The organism is Spiroplasma endosymbiont of Dilophus febrilis, assembly GCF_964030685.1.
Lineage (GTDB): Bacteria > Bacillota_I > Bacilli_A > Mycoplasmatales > Nriv7 > Nriv7.
Window position 1 is genome coordinate 103964 of record NZ_OZ034912.1, and the last position, 22414, is coordinate 126377.

The 22414-nt window shown below is 27.0% G+C and carries 18 protein-coding genes, 1 other RNA gene and 1 riboswitch; of the genes, 6 read left to right on the forward strand and 13 right to left on the reverse strand.

What is annotated here, in order from left to right; genetic code table 4:
- The first annotated feature begins 107 nt into the window (after positions 1-107).
- The 5 genes from tig to AAHF53_RS00525 all read left to right on the forward strand — a co-directional run bounded on the left by tig (position 108) and on the right by AAHF53_RS00525 (position 7535).
- The gene (tig, locus tag AAHF53_RS00505) at positions 108-1388 is read left to right on the forward strand and encodes a trigger factor (protein ID WP_342189847.1); all 1281 of its coding nucleotides are present in this window, start codon (positions 108-110) and stop codon (positions 1386-1388) included.
- An 80-nt stretch (positions 1389-1468) separates the two neighbouring features.
- Positions 1469-3856 (forward strand): endopeptidase La, encoded by a 2388-nt coding sequence (lon, locus tag AAHF53_RS00510; RefSeq protein ID WP_338967273.1) that lies wholly within the window; start codon positions 1469-1471, stop codon positions 3854-3856.
- A 129-nt stretch (positions 3857-3985) separates the two neighbouring features.
- Positions 3986-4175, forward strand: a riboswitch (cobalamin riboswitch).
- A 116-nt stretch (positions 4176-4291) separates the two neighbouring features.
- Positions 4292-5473 carry a hypothetical protein gene (locus tag AAHF53_RS00515; protein ID WP_342189848.1) on the forward strand — a complete coding sequence of 394 codons (1182 nt, stop codon included), beginning with the start codon at positions 4292-4294 and terminating at the stop codon, positions 5471-5473.
- On the forward strand, positions 5473-6537 hold the full coding sequence (locus tag AAHF53_RS00520; RefSeq protein WP_342189849.1) for an energy-coupling factor transporter transmembrane component T: 1065 nt from the start codon (positions 5473-5475) through the stop codon (positions 6535-6537). Before AAHF53_RS00515 ends, AAHF53_RS00520 begins: the two co-directional genes overlap by 1 nt.
- A gap of 17 nt (positions 6538-6554) precedes the next feature.
- Entirely contained in the window at positions 6555-7535 is a 981-nt protein-coding gene (locus tag AAHF53_RS00525) for a hypothetical protein (RefSeq protein ID WP_342189850.1), read from the forward strand.
- A gap of 535 nt (positions 7536-8070) precedes the next feature.
- Here the strand turns inward: AAHF53_RS00525 and ssrA are convergent.
- The 13 genes from ssrA to AAHF53_RS00590 all read right to left on the reverse strand — a co-directional run bounded on the left by ssrA (position 8071) and on the right by AAHF53_RS00590 (position 19420).
- Positions 8071-8481, reverse strand: a transfer-messenger RNA (tmRNA) gene (ssrA, locus tag AAHF53_RS00530).
- A gap of 20 nt (positions 8482-8501) precedes the next feature.
- Complete coding sequence (gene smpB, locus AAHF53_RS00535) at positions 8502-8939, reverse strand: SsrA-binding protein SmpB (RefSeq protein ID WP_342189851.1); 438 nt, start codon at positions 8937-8939, stop codon at positions 8502-8504.
- Complete coding sequence (gene rnr / locus AAHF53_RS00540) at positions 8930-11077, reverse strand: ribonuclease R (protein ID WP_342189852.1); 2148 nt, start codon at positions 11075-11077, stop codon at positions 8930-8932. The genes smpB and rnr overlap by 10 nt, the downstream gene beginning before the upstream one ends.
- 60 nt (positions 11078-11137) lie before the next feature.
- On the reverse strand, positions 11138-11392 hold the full coding sequence (secG, locus tag AAHF53_RS00545) for a preprotein translocase subunit SecG (protein ID WP_338966779.1): 255 nt from the start codon (positions 11390-11392) through the stop codon (positions 11138-11140).
- 97 nt (positions 11393-11489) lie between these two features.
- Positions 11490-12581 carry a hypothetical protein gene (locus AAHF53_RS00550; protein ID WP_342190166.1) on the reverse strand — a complete coding sequence of 364 codons (1092 nt, stop codon included), beginning with the start codon at positions 12579-12581 and terminating at the stop codon, positions 11490-11492.
- 18 nt (positions 12582-12599) lie between these two features.
- Entirely contained in the window at positions 12600-12833 is a 234-nt protein-coding gene (locus tag AAHF53_RS00555; protein ID WP_215825781.1) for a helix-turn-helix domain-containing protein, read from the reverse strand.
- A 19-nt stretch (positions 12834-12852) separates the two neighbouring features.
- The gene (locus tag AAHF53_RS00560) at positions 12853-13968 is read right to left on the reverse strand and encodes an MATE family efflux transporter (protein ID WP_342189853.1); all 1116 of its coding nucleotides are present in this window, start codon (positions 13966-13968) and stop codon (positions 12853-12855) included.
- A gap of 214 nt (positions 13969-14182) precedes the next feature.
- Entirely contained in the window at positions 14183-14587 is a 405-nt protein-coding gene (locus AAHF53_RS00565) for an MATE family efflux transporter (RefSeq protein ID WP_342189854.1), read from the reverse strand.
- A gap of 144 nt (positions 14588-14731) precedes the next feature.
- Positions 14732-15682 (reverse strand): DNA-binding protein WhiA, encoded by a 951-nt coding sequence (whiA, locus tag AAHF53_RS00570; protein WP_338966828.1) that lies wholly within the window; start codon positions 15680-15682, stop codon positions 14732-14734.
- A 29-nt stretch (positions 15683-15711) separates the two neighbouring features.
- Positions 15712-16656: a thioredoxin-disulfide reductase gene (gene trxB / locus AAHF53_RS00575; protein WP_342189855.1), complete on the reverse strand. Its 945-nt coding sequence runs from the start codon at positions 16654-16656 to the stop codon at positions 15712-15714.
- The gene (locus tag AAHF53_RS00580) at positions 16640-17860 is read right to left on the reverse strand and encodes a prolipoprotein diacylglyceryl transferase (protein ID WP_342189856.1); all 1221 of its coding nucleotides are present in this window, start codon (positions 17858-17860) and stop codon (positions 16640-16642) included. Before AAHF53_RS00580 ends, trxB begins: the two co-directional genes overlap by 17 nt.
- Positions 17861-17890: 30 nt before the next feature.
- Positions 17891-18823, reverse strand: a complete 933-nt coding sequence (gene hprK, locus AAHF53_RS00585) for an HPr(Ser) kinase/phosphatase (protein WP_338966834.1) — start codon at positions 18821-18823, stop codon at positions 17891-17893.
- A 204-nt stretch (positions 18824-19027) separates the two neighbouring features.
- A complete protein-coding gene (locus AAHF53_RS00590; RefSeq protein ID WP_342189857.1) occupies positions 19028-19420 on the reverse strand; it encodes a hypothetical protein in 393 nt (130 codons plus the stop codon).
- Positions 19421-19945: 525 nt separating this feature from the next.
- Between AAHF53_RS00590 and AAHF53_RS00595 the strand changes: the two genes are divergently transcribed.
- Positions 19946-22399, forward strand: coding sequence for an ABC transporter substrate-binding protein (locus AAHF53_RS00595; protein ID WP_342189858.1), 2454 nt, complete (start codon positions 19946-19948; stop codon positions 22397-22399).
- Positions 22400-22414: the final 15 nt, after the last annotated feature.

Sequence of the window (22414 nt, forward strand, 5' to 3'; positions counted from 1 at the left end):
TTAAAAAATACCTAAGAAAACTAAACGCGACCTTTTGCTAAAGTTTAATTGCATTTAGTAATTAATCAAGGGTATAATTAAATAGTTGAAATATAGGAGGATATTTGATGAAATTTACAAGTAAAAAAAATATTGAAGAAAATAAAGGAAAGTATATTATTGAATTTGAATCAGAAGAATGACAAGATATTATTGAAAAGGTAACAAAGAAGTTGAAAGCCCGTTTACAAATACCAGGTTTTCGTAAAGGCAAAGTACCAGAAGCGATGGTAGAAAAATATTTAAGTGAAGCAGAAATTTTAAATAAAGCTCATAATATTGCAGCTGATAAAGCGTGACAATTTGCTTTATTACGAAATGATCCATTGCAACCTTTTAATCAGCCAAGTTGAAATATTGATACTTTGTCAATGGCAAAATATATTATTTCTTTTGAATTTGATTTAAAACCGGAAGTTAAAGTTGAAAAATATACAAATATAAAAATTGAGAAAATGGCAAATATTGTTAATGATGAGGATATTAATCAAGCACTTAGTCAGTTACAAGAAAAATCAGTTATTTTAGAAATTAAAGAAGATAAGATTACTAACGGTGATGTTGTTATTTTTGATTTTGAAGGGTTTAAAGATGGCGAACCTTTTGCTGGTGGAAAAGCTGAAAATTTTAGTTTAGAAATTGGTTCAAAAAAGTTTATTCCTGGTTTTGAAGAACAAATGATTGGATTGATGGCTGGTGAAGAAAAGGATTTACTTGTATCGTTTCCTAAAGATTATTTACAACCAGATTTAGCAGGAAAAGAAGTAACTTTTAAAGTTAAGATTAAAGAAGTTAAAAATAAGATTGTTCCAGAAATTAATGATGATTTGGCAAAAGATGCTAATATTGATGGTATTGAAGATTTAGCACAATTAAAAGATTATATTAAAGAAAATTTGATTAAGCAAAATGAAGAAAAAATTAAAGATGAGTTTATTAATAATTTATTATTAGAAATTTCTAAAACAGCAACGATTCATATTCCTCAATCAATTATTGATAAAGAAGTATTAAATCTTCAAGGTCAGTTTGAGGAGAAGTTAAAAGAACAAAATATTGATTTAAAACAATATTTAAAGTTAACTAAATTAACTGAATTAGATATTAAAAAAGAGTTCCGAGGCGAGGCTAAAGCAAAAATTAGTAATTATTTAATTATACAAGAAATTATGAAGCAAGAAAATATTCAAGTTAGTAATGATGAGGTAGAACAAGAAATTATTGAGTTGGCTAAGTTTTATAAGATGACACCAGAAGAAGCTAAAGAAAAAATTATGGATACTAGTATTGTTGAAGAAGGTTTAAAACATCGTAGGATATTAAATTTTCTTTATGAGAATAATGGATAAAATAGATTTAGCACTTTAATATTGCAAGTGCTAAATTTTTATTATATAATTAAGTAAATCTGTTTTATGGAGGTATCATAATGATAGATAAAGAACAAATAAAGTCTTTGGAAAATATTCCGGTTTTGGTTACACGAGGTAGTTATATTTATCCCGGATTTGAGCAGGTTTTAGAAATTGGTCGTAATAAATCATTAAAGACTATTGAAGTGGCTAAGGATAATTTTGATAATCAAGTTATTTTAGTATCACAAAAAAAACCTTTAGATGATGAACCAACAATTGATGAAATATTTGATGTTGGAGTTATTGCTAATTTAAAAATAAAAAAAGTTTGAGAAGAAGGTTCGTTTACGGTTAATTTTAAGTCACTTAATCGGGTTAAATTACTGAATTTAAAAGATAATGGTACTTATTATGAAAGTGATATTGAGGTTTTAGAATCAAATCATGAAGGTAGTGTTGAAGAATTAGTTCAAAAAATTACTAATAATTTAACAGGATTATTGGAAATGCAAGAAGGTCTTCCTGAAGATGTCTTACAAGAGATTAAGGTAAATATTAATAGTAGTCCTGGAGAAGTAATTGATACATTAGCACAGTTTTTACCTTTTTTACCGTTAGATAAAAAACAAGCTATTTTAGAAGAGTTGAATGTTGAACAACGCTTGAATCTTTTAGTTGATAATGTTAATAGTCGCAAGCAAACTGGTGAAATTGATCAAAATATTTCTGAAAGAATTAAAGTTAGAATTGATGAACAGCAAAAGAAATTTTATTTACGAGAAAAACTTGAAGCAATTAAAGAAGAATTAGGTGAAATTGATGACGATAGTAATGAGATGAAGAAATATTTAGATCGTCTTCAAAAAGAACCATTTCCTGAGAATATTAAAGTTCGTGTTAAGGAAGAAATTAATCGTTATGAAATGATGCCACAAGCATCAAGTGAAGCTAATATTATTAGAACATACATTGATTGGGTAATGGCGATTCCTTGACATGAAGAAAAGGAAGAAATTGAGGATTTACCATTTGCTTTACAAACTTTAGATAAATATCATTATGGTTTGGAAAAAGTTAAAGAACGAATTATTGAACATTTAGCTGTTAAACAAATGACTAAATCATTAAAAGGGCAAATTATTTGTTTAGTAGGTCCTCCCGGAGTAGGAAAAACTTCACTTGCTAAGTCAATTGCTGAAGCAACAGGAAGAAGTTTTGTGAAGTTATCATTAGGTGGTGTTCGTGATGAATCAGAAATTCGTGGTCATCGAAAAACATATATTGGTTCAATGCCAGGAAGAATAATCCAATCAATGAAACGAGCTAAAAGTATTAATCCTTTATTTTTGCTTGATGAAATTGATAAGATGGCTAATGATTATCGTGGTGACCCTGCTAGTGCGATGTTGGAAGTATTAGACCCAGAACAAAATTTTGAGTTTTCTGATCATTACTTAGAAGAAAATTATGATTTATCAAAAGTAATGTTTATTGCTACGGCTAACTATATGGAAGATATTCCCGAACCATTATTAGACCGAATGGAAATTATTCAATTATCATCTTACACAGAAATTGAAAAAATGGAAATTGCTAAAAATCATTTAATTGCTAAAGTATTGCAAGGTAATGGTTTAAATGAGCAGTTATTAAAATTTGAAGATGGTGCAATTAAAGAAATTATTAAATATTATACTCGTGAAGCTGGTGTACGACAGTTAGAGCGATATTTGCATCAAATTGCGAGAAAGTTTATTGTTCGTTATTTAGCTAAACATTTAAGTGATGAATTAGTGAATATTGAAAAGGTTAAGCAATATCTAGGTAAACATAAGTTTGAATATACTGAAAAAGAAGGAACAGCCCAAATTGGTGTTGCTACTGGTTTAGCATATACTGCTTTTGGTGGCGATATTCTTTCAATGGAAGTAAATTTCTTTTCAGGTAAAGGACAGTTAGTTTTAACAGGAACTTTAGGTGATGTTATGAAGGAATCAGCAAATATTGCTTTGGATTATTTAAAAGCTAATAGTAAGAAGTTTAATATTGATTCCAAGTTTTTTAGTAATAATGATATTCATATTCATGTTCCTGAAGGGGCAGTACCTAAAGATGGACCTTCAGCAGGGATTACAATAACAACAGCAATAATTTCTGCTTTAACTAAAAGACCTGTATCTAGTGATGTTGGAATGACTGGGGAAATAACTTTACGAGGGAATGTTTTACCGATTGGTGGTTTAAAAGAAAAATCAATTTCTGCTCATCGCAGTGGGATTAGTACAATTTTAATACCTGATAAAAATATGAAAGATTTAGATGATATTCCTAACGAGGTGTTAAATGAATTAAAAATTATTCCGATTAAACATTATGAAGAAGTATATGACTTTATTTTTAATTCTAATTCAACAATAACATCCACTGATGTTATTACTGATGCTGTAGCAGTTGCTGCTTAATTATGAAGATAATTAATACTATGAAGAAATTCTTTATAGTATTTTTTTATATTCTGATTATTTTTAAAAAATATTTTAAAAATAAATGTGAGTTAGTTATTTTTATTGTAAGATTACTTTATAAATAAATAAAAATATTTTTTATAAGGTTAATTGCATTTAATGTAATTATTAAAAGGGAATTTAGTGTGATTCTAAAACTGTCCCAGCAACTGTAATATTGACATTAATTATATAAGTCATTGAAAAGTTATTTTTGAGAAGGCATAATTAGTGGTTGAAATTAAGTCAGGAGACCTACCTTAGAAAAAATTATTTAATTCTCCTGGGGATGGGTTATTAAAAAATGATTTTAATTTAACTACTTTTAAAATTTATTTTTTAATCTTAAACCATCACCTAGTGGTGGTTTTTGTTTATAGTCAGGAGGCAATGATGAAATTAAATATTTTTAAATCAACAGTAGTTAGCATTGAAGAAGATAGTTATTGTGTTAAAAAACTGGTTTTATTATCATTTTTAACAGCAATGGTTATTTGTATAAAATTTTTATTAGGTAATATTGCGGGTGTAGAATTAGTATCATTTTTGCTGTGCTTGTATACCCTTTATTTTTCTTTACGAGATAGTATTTTTATTGTTACTATTTTTAACTTGTCAATAATGTTATTATATGGTTTTAGTGCTTGAAATTTAGTATATTGATTAATATTTCCTTTTGATATTTTAGTTATTAAAATTTTGAAAAAACAAATTAATAATCGTTATAGTTTTGGTGTTATTGTTGGAACATTAAGTTTTTTAATTATGTTCTGATATTTTCTTAGCGATTTGTTATTTTTTGATTTAACATATGCCGTTGTCGGTTTAATATCAGCATTACCTATGGCATTAATGGGATTTGTTACTAATTTCTTAGTGTCATTATGACTGTTTAATCCTTTAAATAAGTTATTTAATGTTAATATGCGTTTAATGTCGCAAAACTATTTATCAGTTAACATTAAAGATAATATTAATGTTATTAGTGCTTTTTTAACAGTAACATTTTCAGTAAGTATTTTTGTAATCATATCGTTAATAATGCTTAATAATCATCAATTTATAAAATGATCGCAAAATGTTAAGAATATTTTAACTAATGATAAATCGTTAAATAATAGTTATGACTATGCGTTTAAGCAAGGATTATTAACTAGTGAAGATTATTTTACTTTTTATCACAGTTTAGCATCTCATCAGTGTGGGATTGTTGCCATTTATGATAAAAATAATATTTTTAAGGCACGAATCAATAATTGTAGTGAAAATTATAAGACATTACAAAATATTATTTTTGATAAAAATATAATGACAACACCAAATCAGTTTTATTTTAATGATGTTAGTTCTAAATCCAATAAACATTATGGTCGTTTTGTTAGTGACTTATGAGCTTTAAAAGATGGAAAATGACAAAAAATTAATTCTGGGAATACTTGCCCTTTTATTTTTACTAAGGATATTAAAAGTGCCTATGGAGTTATGGATACTAAACTTAAAAATAAGGAAATTTATCAATTATCATATAACTATAATAACGAAGAAAAGTTTTTGGAAGGGAAATGTCATTACTAATGATTAATAGCATTAATTATTATCCAAAAAATTCTTTAATTCATAACTGAGATCCCCGAGTTAAATTAATTGCTATTTTACTTTTAATGATTATTTCGTTATTTAAAATTAAGTTTAGTGGGTTACTAGTATTAATGATAATATTTTTAATATTATTTATTAGTTCGCAATTACCATTATTTTTCTTAATTAAACCATTATGAAAAATGGCTTTACTTTTTTTATTAATATTAATCATTTCTAGTTTTGTTATTCAAATATCTTTACCGGATGCTAATGATGCTAATGAGCAGTTTAACTTATTAAAGTGAGGTCATCAAAATAATTATTTTTCAATAAAGTCCTTAAATATTATTAGTGAATATGACTTTTTAACGGAATTAAATAAAGAAGAACAATTACAATGAATTCAAGCAACATTACGAAGAGAACGAATTCATAGTGAAATGTTAGAAACAGTAAATGATATGCGATTAGGTTTAATATTTCGTTGAAACATTTTTGCTTTTTCTTATCAGACAATTTTTAAATCACTATATATTGTTAGTAAACTTTATTTAGTTATGAATTGGTCATTATTGTTAATCAGAGCGACTAAATTAGAAGTATTACTTAATAGTTTAGAAGACCTTTTAAAACCGTTAAAATATTGTAAAATTAAAGTTAATGCTCTCGCTATTGGCTTGACTATTACGCTTAATGCTTTACCATTGCTAATGAGAGAGGCTAAAACTAATTTATTAGCCCAAGCTTGTCGAGGCAGTGATATTAGCGGTTCTTGATGACAAAAGTTAACCATAATTAAAGCTTTTATTATTCCAATGTTTAATAGTAGTTTTATCCGTGCTGATAATTTAGGAACAGCAATGTATACTCGTGGGTATAAAACTACTATTAAAAGAACAAGATATTATCAATATAAAATTCGGTGATGAGATATAAGTTTATTTTTAATCGTGTTAACTTTAATTGTTATCTTAATAATATTTTTATTTTTCAAATCAACATTTATGTTAATGTTTAATATTACAACAATTACTTTTATATTTGATAAATATATTTAATAAGGAAATTCTAAATAATGAAAAAATTTTGTTTAATTAAAACTTTCTCGCTTTTGTTAATTTTAAATCCGCTATTTTTAGATGGATGTAATGCTTTACAAATGCCATTTAAAAATCAACAATATGATTTTTGCGTATTTTATCTTTATCAAGATAAATTGCTACCCGTTGGTGATAATTATGAACAAAATCATTGAATTAATTTAGAAAAAGGAAATAAAATTGTCATTAAGGTGGATAAGGATATTACTTTAGATGAATTTGTTAAAAATATTGAGATTAATGATAGTGCTAGGGTTTCTGGTTTTGAAGGAGCAATTGTTAATGAAGTTATTGAAAAAATATTATGGGAAAAATCTGGTGACCTTTATCAATCAGCATCATTTTTAACGCAGGATTCTTGAATTAATAATTATCCAACAACTAATAAGACAAGATGAGATGATATTTTATGTCATAGTAATGTTTTTAATCCTTTAGGAGAAATTTTATATCAAGAGTCAAAAAGCAAAGCAAGTTATGAGTTGTGAATTCAAGATTGAAAAGAACAGAACAAATGTGCTAACAATAAAGCATATAATAGTAAAATTTGATGGGACCCTACTAATGAATTTGGAAATATTTTAGATACTTCAAAGCAGAAAATCATTTTTGAAGCTTTTAATGAAAATTTATCACAAAGAAATGATTTTATGAAAATTCCGCTTTCTTTAGTTCTTTCGGGAGCATTTCAAATTAAGAAACAATTACCAAAGCAATTTGTTCTTGAAATTAATCCTCAAACATTGTGACGCGAAGAACAAAAAGCACCTTTAGTTCATTGAGGGTTTTATTTCATATTAAAGAATATTAAAACTGTAAATAATAAAAAAGTTACTAATTATGAGTTGCAAAATCTTATTCCTCATATTTCTAAACTAAAATATTATCATCAAACTTTAGAATATTTGCACAGTCGAAATTGAATTTCTTGAAATGAACAATTAGCGTTACGATAGGAAATATGTTCCCCGCTAGTGTTATTTGAATTTATACGCTAAGTAATTATTATCAGTTTTATCATCAGTTTTATATATAGAGTGGGCGCATAAAGTTTTGTTAGGTAGGTAAAGATTTGAATAATTTTGAAAGAAAAGCAACTAAAAATTTATTACCTTTTTACTTGAAAAATAATTAATAAAACAAAATATTTAATATTAACAAACATATTCTTAATAAAAGGTTATAAAAACTAAGTAAAATGCTTATAAAAACAACATTAAAATAATTTTTTACAACAAAAATCATACATAAGAAATATATACTTAATTTGCATATTGAAATAATTTATAGTAAATGACTATTTTTTCTTTTTTAAAAAATACCTAAGAAAACTAAACGCGACCGACAATCATTGCTGATTGTCTTAATACTTATTCAAATCTTTACCTACCTAACAAAACTTTATGCGTCCTAACATAAAAGTCTTTTGTTATTTAACAATAAAATAAAAAGTAAACAATAAGTTTACTTTTTATTTTATATTTACATTTATGGTGGAGATGGTGGGAATTGAACCCACGTCCAAAAATAAGTCCCAATTAACATCTACAGTTTATTTTATTCAAGAAAAGTTCATTAAAGAAAAATATGAATAAACAAGTAATATCTCTAACTAGTTAATAGAATTTCAACATTGCTTATTAACATCACAATATCTAGTTTATCAAGTATCAACATTAAACTAGCCTAGATAAACTTACGCTAAAATAATGTGCTATTTATATCCTTTAAAAGGTTGAATTAAGCAACTAATGTTGCCCCAACAAAGTTATGATTTAACATATATGTTGGAATAGCTTGATGTTCTTTTTTATTTCCGGTTATAACACCTCGAAGTAGATAAGGTTTACCACACCACTGCAGTTAATTGTTTGTTATTTCTGTCGAATCCAGTGCACCCCCATAAGTATATTATATCAAATTTATGAAATCTTTTGAATTTTTCGTTCCATATCGCGTTTTTTAATAGTCTCTCTTTTATCATAAAGTTTCTTAGCTTTTGCTAACGCAATTTCAATTTTAACTAAACCCTTACTATTAAAATATATTTTAGTAGGAACTAATTGTAAATTTTGCAATTTTATTTTCGCTTCCAACTTTAAAATCTCTTTTTTGTGTAATAATAACTTTCTTGAACGATTAGGATCCAGTTTAGCACTTAATGCATAAGCATAAGTACTAATATGTAAATTTAAAATTAGTGCTTCTTGATTTCTAATCAAAACATAACTTTCTTGTAATGATACATTAGATTCCCTTAAAGATTTAACCTCAGAACCTTGCAATGCAATTCCAGCTTCATAACTATCTATTAATTCATAATTAAATCGTGCTTTACGATTTGAAGCAATTATTTTCATTGTTTAACCCTACCATTACCATTTTTAGGATCTTTAAGGATAAAATCAATTTTTCTTTCTAACTTACTAGCGTGCTTAACCTCAATATTAACAATTTGTCCAAGATAATATTCTTTTCTTGTTCTTTCACCAACTAAGCGCATTGTTTTTTCATTATAGTTATAATAATCATTTCGCATATCACTAACACGAACCAATCCTTCAATAGTATTTTCTAATTCTACAAAAATCCCAAAATTAGTAACTGAACTAACAATTCCCGAAAATCTTTTTCCAATTTGTGTTTCCATATACTCAGCTTTTTTCATTTGTTCTACTGCTCTTTCACACTCTAATGCTTTCATCTCAGAAATACTAGACTGTTCGGCTTGATTTTGTAAAATCGCTGTATACTTATCAACAATAACATTATTAATTTGTTTTTCAAAAAGATATTTTCTTAACATCCGATGAACAATTAAATCTGGATAGCGACGAATTGGTGATGTAAAATGAGTATAACAGTCACTTGCTAAACCAAAATGCCCAATATTATTAATATCATAACGCGCTTTTTCCATACTTCGTAAAAACAAAGTAGCAACAACTTGAAATCAAGGTTTATCTTTAATATTTTCCAAAGTTAATTGTAAATCTTTAGCATAAACATTCTCAACTTTACCCTTAATGTTATAACCCATTATTTTTAATACATTATACACTTCTCTTAATTTTTTAATTTTTGGTTTATCATGAATGCGATAAATAAATGGCAAATTCATTCAATAAATAGTGCTAGCAACAGTTTCATTAGCACGAATCATAAAATCTTCAATTAACATTTCTGCTGTTGCCCGATTTCTCAAAGTAATATCACTAATTTTACCATTTTGATTAATAATTAATTTAGCTTCATTTAAATTAAAATCAATAACCCCCGCTTGCTCTTTATATTTTCTTAAAATATGATGTAAATCACGAGCAATTAAAAGCATTTGATAAATTTCAGGATGAGTTTTAATAAAATCTGGATTTTGATTACTAAAAGCTAAATTTACTTCATCATACGACATTCTTCGCTTAGTTTTAATAACTGCTGAATATATTTCATTACTAATAGTTTCACCAACAGCATTAATTTCCATTTCACAAACTATCGTTAACCGCATCTCATTTTCATTTAAAGAACAAATACCATTTGATAATTGTGGTGGTAACATCGCAATAACACGATCAACTAAATAAACAGAAGTCCCACGAATAAAAGCTTCTTTATCTAAAGCACTATTCTCAGCAACATAATGTGCCACATCAGCAATCGCAACAAATAATTTATAATTTCCATTATCCAACTTAACAACACTAATAGCATCATCTAAATCTTTAGCATCACTACCATCAATAGTAATAAATAAATTATTTTGTAAATCTCTCCGACCAATTAATTCTACAGCCATTACCAATGGCGAGATTTTTTTTACTTCATTTAATGTCGCATCATCAAATTTTGTCTTAACAAAAAACTCGTGAACAACAGCGATGACATCAATTCCCGGAGTATTAATATTACCAATAATATCCTGAATTTCTAATGAGACCAATTGATTTTTACTAACAGACACTATTTTAGCAATAACAATTGTATCAATAATTGCCATATTTAAATTAGTAACTACAAGGACTAAATGTTGCAATTTAATATTATTAATTTTTAAAAATTTTGTTTTATTTACTTCATTAAAACAAACAGTAGCGACAACCGTCGTTAAAGGCCTTTTTAATACTTCAATTACTCGAGCCTCAAAATGTCGGGCATCATTTTGCTTAATATTTTTAGTAGCAAATAAAACCTCATCCATATCTAAACAACCATTTAAGTCTTGTGATTTAACAAAATACTCTTGATTATCTTTAGTTTTAATAAAACCAAAACCCTTAGAATGCAGTTGAATAATACCAGTAAGTAATTGATTTTGTAAATTTAAGGAATATTCATTATTACTATTAACTTTTAAAACATCATTAATTACTAATTCCTTAAGTTCCAACACCATTAATTCATATTGTTCTTTATTAGTAATTTCAAGATAATTACTAATTTCTAACTTTGAAAGGGTTCGCTTTTCATTTTTTAAAATATTTAAAATTTTTTGCTTCATATACTCTCCATCAGTCATTAAACTATTAGAACTTTCAAGAACTAATAGTTTAAATAAAAATTATAAAGAATTTTCTAAAATTCTAATAATCATTGAAAGAACAAATAAACAAGATCCACAACCTAACATCATAAATGATAAAGTTCGTGAAAGTCCTCGCTCTTTAGTTTGTGCAAAAAGCTCTTGATTACCACCACTTAATGCTCCTAACCCTGCTTGCGTTTTCTTTGGCTGTAATAGTCCAATAACAATCATTGCAAAACCAACAATTAAAAGAATAATCTCAAAGATTAATAAAATATTTTGTTTACTCATATATTAAACCTCTACTTTTATAAATTTTAATAATTACCTTGTAAATTATATCATAATCTATCATATATGTTTTATGACAATTATTTTACAACTTAAATTAGAAAAAATGATATTGACTTTGTAAAATTTGAAAAATAATATTAAAACCATAAAATATTATAATTACTCCAGAAGTTATTACTGTAAAAATTTTACTACTACTTCAACGCGAAATTGTTTTAACAGTAAAAATAATAATTGTTAACAATAGCAAAATCGCAATAACAAATAATGGCATTAAATTCATCATATTACCATTTGCTAAATATTCTAAACTTCCAACAGGATGATTAATAATATCAGCAACAAAGTAAATAATTGAATTAAAAAGATGGCTACCAACAATTCCAGCAATGGCAACATTACCATAACCAATCCTTGCTAAAGAAAATAGTGATACTACTTCTGGTAAGGCCGTTGTCATTCCTAAAAAAATTGCTCCTGCCGATTCTTTTTTAATCCCATAAACATTATCAAAGTTATCAATAACCGCAACTAATATTATTGAAGAAAGAACTAAACCAATAGCCGAAATAACAAAAAAAATTATAATCATCTTTAATGATAATTTTTTTAAACCAACATCTTTATTAGTTTTAGGTTCTTTTTCCTCATCATGAAATCCTTTAAACATCATTATTAAAAATCCCCCATAAACTAATAATAAAACTAAAAATGGTCAAGAAACATTGATATAAGGAATCGTTAACCGCATAAAATCAAATGCTTTAATTGACATTAAAGCTAATACTAAAATTATATTAATTCTGATCATTAAATAAATAATAAAGCGATTAGAGTTATTTATTTTTTTAAAAAATAAATAACGAATAAAAATAATATCAGCAACAGCTAACATCGCTCCTGAAAATAAATTTGCCCCCATAACATCACCCATACTAACTTCAGGACTCCCCAAAGCACCGGCTGTTATCGCTGATACAAGTTCTGGCAATGAAGTTATAATTGATAATAATAATGCTCCCGCAACCGCCGTTGACATTTTTGTTCGCATTTTTAATGCTGACAAATATTTAATCATCCGTCTAGAAGCAAAAAAATTAATACTCGCAAAAATAACAAAAAATACCCATAAATATTCCGGTTTTGTTCAACCAAATAATCACTGTGAAATAATTCCACCCCCTATTTAAAAATATCATAGTATTTAAATTTGATAGTCAAAATCAAATAATTCCGATAACGATACTTGCAAACCCTTAGCAAGTTTAGCAATACTTTGTAAAGAAATGTTTCTTTCACCGCGTTCAATATCAGAAACATAATTTTTATTTAAATCACATTCATATGCTAATTCTTCTTGTGACAAATGCAAATTTATTCGTAATCGTCTAATTTGTTGACCAAACTTAATTTTAACATTCATAACATCCTTAATCATTTTTAAACATCCCTTTATTTTATTGTTTTACTAAATTATTAGCTCAATTAACTTTTCGCACAGTAATAATTAATATTGAAAATTGAATAATTTCAGCTAAAGAAACAATTAAAAATACAATTATTGTCACCATTACTCAATTCTCAGAAAACACTTCATAATCATTGGATTTAAAAATTGTAAATGCAAATCAAGTTAACCCCACAATAAAAACCCAAGTGCAAAGAATATCAATTAAACTTGATAACAAATTTTTACCACCGATCCTTAAAATATTAAAGAAAATAATTGATGTTGATAAGAAAAAGAACGCTATCCCTTGAAAAGCTAAGTACCACTTAGCAACATAAATAACTGCTGGACTTCCCGTAAAGAAATTAAGAATAAATGGCGAACTAAATATGATTAATAAAGCAATTGTCGCATTTAAAATTAAACCAAAACCTAAAATTTTATAAAAATTAACTTTTGCTTTAACAATATGATTAGCTCCTAACTCCCGACCAACAAAATATGGAACAGCCACATAATAACCATTAAAAAATGAATAAAACACGCCAATAATGCTAAATGTTAAAATTGCCGCTTGATAAGAATTATCTAAAAATCCTTCTTTTAAAATAATCATCTTTTGCACAAACGATGAAAGCGCAAACAAGGCATTCGCCATAAAAATAAACACAAAGTTTTTCATAATTTTTTTTCATAAATCTAATGTTGTTTTTCAAATTTTTCATCCTGGATAATAAACTGGCTTCTTTCAAACTATAAAAGCAATGACAACAATAAATTCACAAACCCGAGCAATAAATGTTGACCACGCAGCACCAACAACACCTCAACCACAAAGTTTAATAAAAATTGGATTTAAAATCGCATTAATTGTTAAAGGCAAAAAGTTAATATACAACGGTGTTCAAGCATCGCCACACTCATACATTGTATTATAAAAAATTAACGAAATACCTAAAAACCAAGTTGTATAATTAATAATCTGCAAATAATCATTTGCAGATTGAGAAATCAAATTTTTCTTATCTTCCGGCAAATGATTATCTAAATTCACAATAATATTAAGGGCGCATAAAGTTTTGTTAGGTGGGTAAAGATTTGAATAATTTTGAAAGAAAAGCAACTAAAAATTTATTACCTTTTTACTTGAAAAATAATTAATAAAACAAAATATTTAATATTAACAAACATATTCTTAATAAAAGGTTATAAAAACTAAGTAAAATGCTTATAAAAACAACATTAAAATAATTTTTTACAACAAAAATCATACATAAGAAATATATACTTAATTTGCATATTGAAATAATTTATAGTAAATGACTATTTTTTCTTTTTTAAAAAATACCTAAGAAAACTAAACGCGACCTAATATTAATTAATGATGTTCTTAATGTCGATATTAAGGTAAAATAAACTACTGCCAAAATAAGTGCTAAAATTAATTTTATTCTTGTGGTTTCCGCAACTTTAGCATAATTCTTTTTCCCTAAATATTGTGTTGTATAAATACCCCCAGCACCCGAAATCGCTCAAAAACTATAAATTAATAAAATGAACATATCATTCGTTAAACCTAAACCAGTTAATTGTTCAGAATTAAAAATTGAAATAAAAATTGTATCTAAAACATTAATAAAAGCAACAATCAAACTTTGCAAAATCAAAGGTAACATCATCCGTAAAACTTTTTTATTAAATTCTCAATCTCAATATTGTTTTCAATTAATTTTTAATTTCATTAGTTCCACCCAATTACAATATTTTCTTAATTAACACTTAAAATATAAAAAATTAATAGCAAAACAAATTTTACTACTAAATTAATAACAATTTCTTTATATCACAAATTTATATATATTAATACAAAACATTTTATAAAATATTTAATTGTCATCAGAAGAAATACTTTTAAACAATAAATAACTATTTTTAATTTCGCGCATCATATGATTTATTCCTGATTTAGAAATCATACCATGATAAATATTTTCATATAAATTGCAAAGCTCACTCAACGAAGCTTCAGGATTATCTAACCGTAAATTAGCAATTTGTTGAGTTTTTAATGATAACTTTAAAAAATAATCATTCGCTTTTAAAAAATTAATCATCTTAATTTGTTCAATAGCCGCTTTATTAGTTTTTTGCTGATTAGAAATCTCAATATTTGTTAAACGATTAATACTATTATACATATCGCGTGAAATCCGTTCATTTTCAAACGATAATAGTGAAAGACTTGCATCAATTAATTTCAAAAAATCAGCAATTTCAGTTGATTTTTTTAAATAAATTAAAGGTTTTTTACGACGATAAATGCGTTTAAATTTAAAACCAAAACTATTTATTAGTAATTGTAACTTCCGAATAAATAAAATATCAATTCCTTGAATTTCTAAATGATAATTACTAATCCTTGGCGAATTAACACTACCAGTAGCAATAAATGCTCCCGCAATAAATGCTCTTTTTGATATTTCACTCGTTAATCTTTCAAAATTAACAACTAATTCATTTCGTTTAATATCATAACTAATATCTTTATCATTAATGATTAAAGAAACAATATGTGAAAGATCTAACTTATATACAATAGTTTTAATTCCCATTGTCAAAATTTCTGGATAATAATTATAAATTTCAGCAATTAATTTTTTAACAAAAATAGCAACAGTTTTATTAGAACATTCAAAAATTAATTGCTTACTATTAAATATTGCTAACGATTTTATTAATCCCAATAAAATAGCTTGCTTTGCTGGATGACTAAATTCCTTTTTCATAATTTCTTGCTTAACAATTTTAGAAAAAGACATCACTATTAATCACTCCATTCATAAAACTGCTATTAATTAAGCATCAATTACAATTTCAATTGATCTAAATATTTTATTGCTTCTTGAGCAGCAATCGCACCATCACCAACAGCAGTAGCAATTTGTCTTAAAACTGTCTGACGAACATCACCAATCGCAAATATTCCCAAAACACTAGTATGCATTATTTCATTAGTAATAATATAACCATTTTCATCACAAATTTTCAAGTCTTTAACAAAATTAGAAATTGGTGTTGAACCAATATAAGGAAAAATTGCACTAGCATCAATTACTTGTTGCTCTTTTGTCGCAGTATGTTCAATAACAACTTGTTCAAGAGAATTTTTACCAATAACTTCCTTAACAACATAATTTAACAGTCATTCAATTTTATTATTATTTTGAGCAATTGTTAATGCTCCTTTCGAAGCCCGAAATTCATTTCGGCGATGCACTAAATATAACTTTCTAGCAAACTTAGTTAAATATACCGCTTCTTCAATAGCAGAATCACCCCCACCAACAACAACAATACCCTTATTACGAAAAAATGCCCCATCACAAACCGCACAGTAAGAAACTCCGTGACCATATAATCTCTTAGCACCATCCACCAATAACTCATTTTCAACCGTTCCCGTAGCAATAATAACCGCTTTAGTAAGCCATATTTTACCATTTTCACCAGTAATAATCTTATTATTACCGTCGGTTGCAATTTCAATATTCATTACCTTAGTAGCTTCATATTCAGCGCCTAATTTTCTAACTTGCCCATCCATTGCTAATGACAAGTCAGGTCCTAATATTTTATCAAAACCCGGATAATTTTCAATATCATAAGTTTTTACCATTTTCCCTCCGGGAGGACCTTCGTTAATAAGAAGTACTTTCAACTCCGCCCGACACGCATAAATCGCACTAGTAAATCCACCCGGACCCGCACCAATAATAATTAAATCATAATCAGTATTAATATTGTTTTTCATATAATCACCTAATTTGTCTTCATTTACGAACGCTAATAACTTGTGCAAAAATTATCAAAATAATTCCAGTAATAACACCTAGCCCTAAAAATATATAAGTACCCACATAATCATAAGGAAATAAAATATCACTTTCATCACGAAACATTTCCAAAATAATTCGCACCATACTATACATAACTACATAACTTCCAGTTTGAACACCAACTCGCGTCATTCAATATTTATCCGGATTAGCATTTTTTTCTAAAGGTTTAGCATCTTGAGTTCATAATTGTTTAATTCTTATTCATTGATTTTTAAATCATCGTTCCATAAGTCTAAAAAATGGATTATTAGCTTTTAAATGCGGTTCTGGATATTTTCTTACTACCGTTAACTTTTTTGTTTTACTCGGAGTTTGTTCAAAATAAGCTTGATTTCAACAATTTAACTTTCAAAGACGACGATAATAAATTTTTTTAAACGGTGTTGCCCATTTTTTTTCACTTTCCAATAATTCCACATCTTTTTCTCAAAGCGGAATAAATTTTTTAGGATATTTCTTTCAAGGTTTAACACTATTTCACATACCAATTTTAGGAATAACAAAAGTAATTAGTACCCAAGAAAATAAATTAATTAATGATTCATACAAAAACAAAGGGTGACGAACAATCCCAATTCCTTCAGCTGGACTACCATCCGCATTAGCTTTTCTTAAATTTTCTAATAATCAATCAGATAATCAATCTAATGAAGTCGTTATCTGTCCTAAAAGTTCATGATTAAAAAAATTACCTCAACGACCAATAACTTGCCCTAATAAAATATTTGGAATAATGGCATCAGCAAATATTCATAACGATATTTCATATTTTTTAGAATAATGCCGAAATCAAAAATAACCAACAATAACACCAGCAATAACACCACCATGAACTGCTAATCCCGGTTCTCAAATCATAAAATAACCTCAAAACCCATACTGATCAATAATAGGACTATTAATTTTCCCAATAATTGAAGAACCAAAAATTGCACTCGGAACAGTTAAAAAAATACTTCATTCAAATGGTTCAGTTGGAATCTCGCGGCGTTTTAATTTAATCCAAGAAGCTAAAATCGAAACAATTATTCCTAAAAGAATAAAAAGCGGATAAAATCTTAAAATACCATTAGTCCCTGGAATTTCATTAGGTACTCAATTTGAATATATATTCATCATTTTTACTTTTACACTTAAACCTTTCTCTTATGTTTTAAGTTCACTATCAATTCGGTTAATAAATAACTCAGAACTATTTATACCTTCATTATGCAACTTAATATTAATAACAGCTGCTTCAATTAATTCCGAAATATTTCTTCCTAAAGTTACAGGAATCGTAATCGCTGGAATTTTAATACCAAAAATTTCTTCTCTATCAATTTCTGTTTGCACACGATTTAAATTAGCAAAATACTCACTATCAGCCAATTTTAAATTAACAATAATATCAATATCAGTAACTTCCAAAGTTGTTCTTGAACCATACATCTTCGTTAAATTTAAAATCCCAATGCCTCTAATTTCAATATGATGCTTTAACTTTTCATCACTACGACCAATAACTTTATTAACATATCTTTGCAAAACAATCCCATCATCACCAACAAACAAATGTCCTTTTTTAACTAATTCTAAAGTATTTTCTGATTTTCCAATTCCACTATCACCTTTAATTAAAACTCCCAAACCATAAATATTAATTAACGATGCATGAACCATTTCCATTGGTGCTAAACGATTATCAATGTAACTAACAATAATATTATAAAAATCATTAGAAGAATAATTAGCCTCAATAACAGGAAAATTTATCTCTTTAGCATATTCTACTAATACCGGTTCATTAAAACGAATACTAGTAAAAATCGCTGGAACATCTTGATTAATAAGTTTCTCATAACGAGCCTTGCGTTCTGTTGCTGGTAACTTATTAATGTATTCATTCTCTTTACCACCTAATAAAACAATCCGATGCTTACGACTAGTTTCATCAGAAATAAAACCTGCTAATTCTAATCCTGCACGATTAATGCCCCCAATTTCAATTTCTCGTTCCAGCACTTGTTCATCACCAGACAATAATGATAAATTAAATTTTTCCACAACTTCTCGTAAAGTTAATACTTTTTTATTCATAATAACATCACCTATCATTTCATATAATTTAATGTTTTCTATTAAATATAATATCACAAAATTGATAAAGAACACACCCAAATAACTACGACATCAAATTCTCCTAAATTAAAAAATGCATCTCTTTAAGATGCATTCATATTTTATATTTTATAAATTAAATTCATTAACGACATTTATTACAAGTTAAATAAAAATTTTGAGTTATTTAACAGTAAAATTAACAATAACTTTATCATCAATCGGCACGCGATTAACCGAACCATTTTTATTAGTAGCACTAATAATTACATCAATTTCCATACTATTACCAGTCAAAGGAATTTTTAAAACAATCGTCGCATCTTTCAAAGCAATTTGTAAATTAGCAATAACTTTTGAAGTCGCTGGATCATAAACATCTTTAATCGCATCATTTAAAATTTCTTTAATTTTTAAAGTAACATCTTCACCACGAACAACATTACCTGCTAAAGTAATTGCTTTTAAATTTAAAAATTGTAAAGCCAATTTAAGATACGAAATATTAAGTTCCTCTTGTGCAATAAAAATCGCCAAATCAACTTTAACAGTATATTTATCATTTGTTACTTCCATTTTATTTTTATCCTTAGCATGAGCCTTAACAATTACATCAACAGGAACACTCGTTCCCTCTGCGGGCGCATAAAGTTTTGTTAGGTGGGTAAAGATTTGAATAATTTTGAAAGAAAAGCAACTAAAAATTTATTACCTTTTTACTTGAAAAATAATTAATAAAACAAAATATTTAATATTAACAAACATATTCTTAATAAAAGGTTATAAAAACTAAGTAAAATGCTTATAAAAACAACATTAAAATAATTTTTTACAACAAAAATCATACATAAGAAATATATACTTAATTTGCATATTGAAATAATTTATAGTAAATGACTATTTTTTCTTTTTTAAAAAATACCTAAGAAAACTAAACGCGACCGTCCCGCATTTAATTCTTGACATAGATAGGAAAATCTAGTAATATTATTGTTAATATAAAAAGAATGACATCATTGGTTATTCATTTTATAAAGTGTGCTTTCTAAACAAATAATTGGCACACTTTTTTATAAAAAGTTTGAGGTTATAAGAAAAAATATGAAAAGAAACCTACTTAAAATAATTTTATCTAAAATAACAATAATAAATTCAGTATTATTTTTAGTGGCTTGTAATTCAATGTCGCTTAATTTTGTTATTGCTCAAGCGGATGCCATTAAATCATTGAATTATTTAAAATATGATAAACATAGTTATAATTCGCAATATTTATTTGCTTTTATTGAAGGATTATTTCATAATGCCCCGGCTGATCAAAAATCAAGTAATGAAGTGTTAGAAATGACAAAAGTAAATGGCAATCAGGGTGTTGTTATTAAGGAAATGGATATTAATAATGAAAATTTAGATTTAGATAAGGTTTTAACAAATCCTAGTCAATTAAATCAGCAATTAAATGCTATTGCTAATGAAAGTACAAGAGTAATTTCTAGTACAACTGAATTTTGGTATGGCGTTGCGAAAGATATTTTTGTTGTTAATTATGGTGATAAAGTAAATAATAATGAATCACGAAAATTTAAAGAATTTATTATCAAACTAAGATATGCACCATTTGCTAATAAAGATTTACCTTATCGCGAAAATGGTCAAGAGTTTTTTCAGGAGCGACCAGCATTGTGACATGATGGCAAAAATGTTTTGGCATCTGATTTTGTTAATAGTGTTCGTTATGTTTTGGATGCTAGTAATGGTTCTGCTAATGTTGATGATTTAACGGATACTAGTAAAGTGGGAATTAATAATGCTAAAGCATATTTAGACAAAAAAGTTAGTGAAGATAATTTGGGGATTAAAGCAATTGGTAATGACTTATTATATATTAATTTTGCAACTGGTTTTAATCCGACAGCAGTTGCAAAGTTAACGGCAGATTTTATTAAAAAGTTGTTTTCTCCGGCGTTACTTCCTTCAAGAAAAGATGTTATTGCAAAATATGGTAATCTTTGAGGTACTTCTAAAGATACGGTTTTAGGTAATGGTGCTTTTAAAATTTATCGTACTGATTTTGATAATGATACGGTTTTTCTGAAAAATGAAGATTATTGAGATCGTGAAAGAATTTCGGCTAATGCTTGAAAGTATAAAGTAGTCCAAGATACCGTAACATCATCAATTTTATTTGAATCGGGTGTTGTTGGAAAATCAGATATTCCCAAAGAATTATTACCACGATTTTTAAATAATCCCGTCTTACGCCGGTTTTTATTTCAAGGAATGTCCACAAGAGATTCAGAATATTTAGCTTTTAATAATGCAAGTAATAAATTTGATAATGAAAAAGGACGGTATTTACGAAATGCGATTCAATATGGAATTGATCGCCATGAGTTTTTGCTTAGTCAAAATGATAATGGGGGTATTCCGGCTGATACTTTAACAACTTTATTAAGTCGTAATGATGGTAATGATATGGCTTTTAGAGAAACTTTAGTAACTGATAATGGACAACCAAAGTATGAAGTGGATGTTGTCGGTGATAATGCAAAACAAGATCGAGTACCGTTAGCGTATTATCGTTTTGATCAACGAGTGTTTTATGATAAAGTGCAAGCAAATATTGATCGTACTGATCGTTTACATAATAAAGCAATTGCCCAAAAATTTTATAATAAATATCGGTTAATGAGTAGTGGTAAAGAGACATTAACATTATTATATGATTTATCAGCATCAACAACTGCTAGTGATGCGATGTTGCTTTTAAAACAAAAAATTGAACGCAATTTTCCAGAAATTAACATTAAATTGGAAGGGCAGGCGCGGTCAATCTTTTTAAGCAAATTAGGCGTTGGTGAATATGATTTATTATACAGTAGTGTGAAAGGTAAAAAAATTAATGCTTTTGATTATTTAGAAATTCTTGCTAAGGTTTATTGAGATCAGGGTGATTTACGATATGTACAAAATCCAACCGGAACATGAAATTTTTATGAAAATTTTATTAAAAAATTTAATTCTGTAACAGAACTTAGAAATTCTAATTCATTTTTTAAAGACTTTGAAGTTACCCCATCTGAATTTTTGTGGTTAAATGCTTTATTTACACCGTATGATACTAATGGTAATAACTTTGCTGTTAATGGTTTAGTGAAAAATAGGGAAAATAATATTGATAATTTTCAGCAATTAAATGCTATTTTACAAAATAAGTTTGGTGATGGCTTAGCGAGTTTATTTGATAAAGAAACTGGTTTTAAAATGCCCCAAGATAAAGATTATGCTATTAGTGGTTTAGCAACTTTTGCCCCTCATATTGCTTTTCGCATTTATGCGATTTTAGAAGCGATAATTAAATTAGAATCACCAGTTATTATGCTAAGTAATTCTAGTGCTGGATGGGCGGGAGAAAGAATTTTGGGTTATTCACAAGCAGCAGGGACAAATATGCCTGAGGTGCAATGAGGATATAATTGTCAAAATAAACCAAATAATTCAATCTTTCCTTTAAAAGGATGTGAGGCATTTAATAAAGATGATTTAAGTATCTAGAAATTAGTAAGGAGA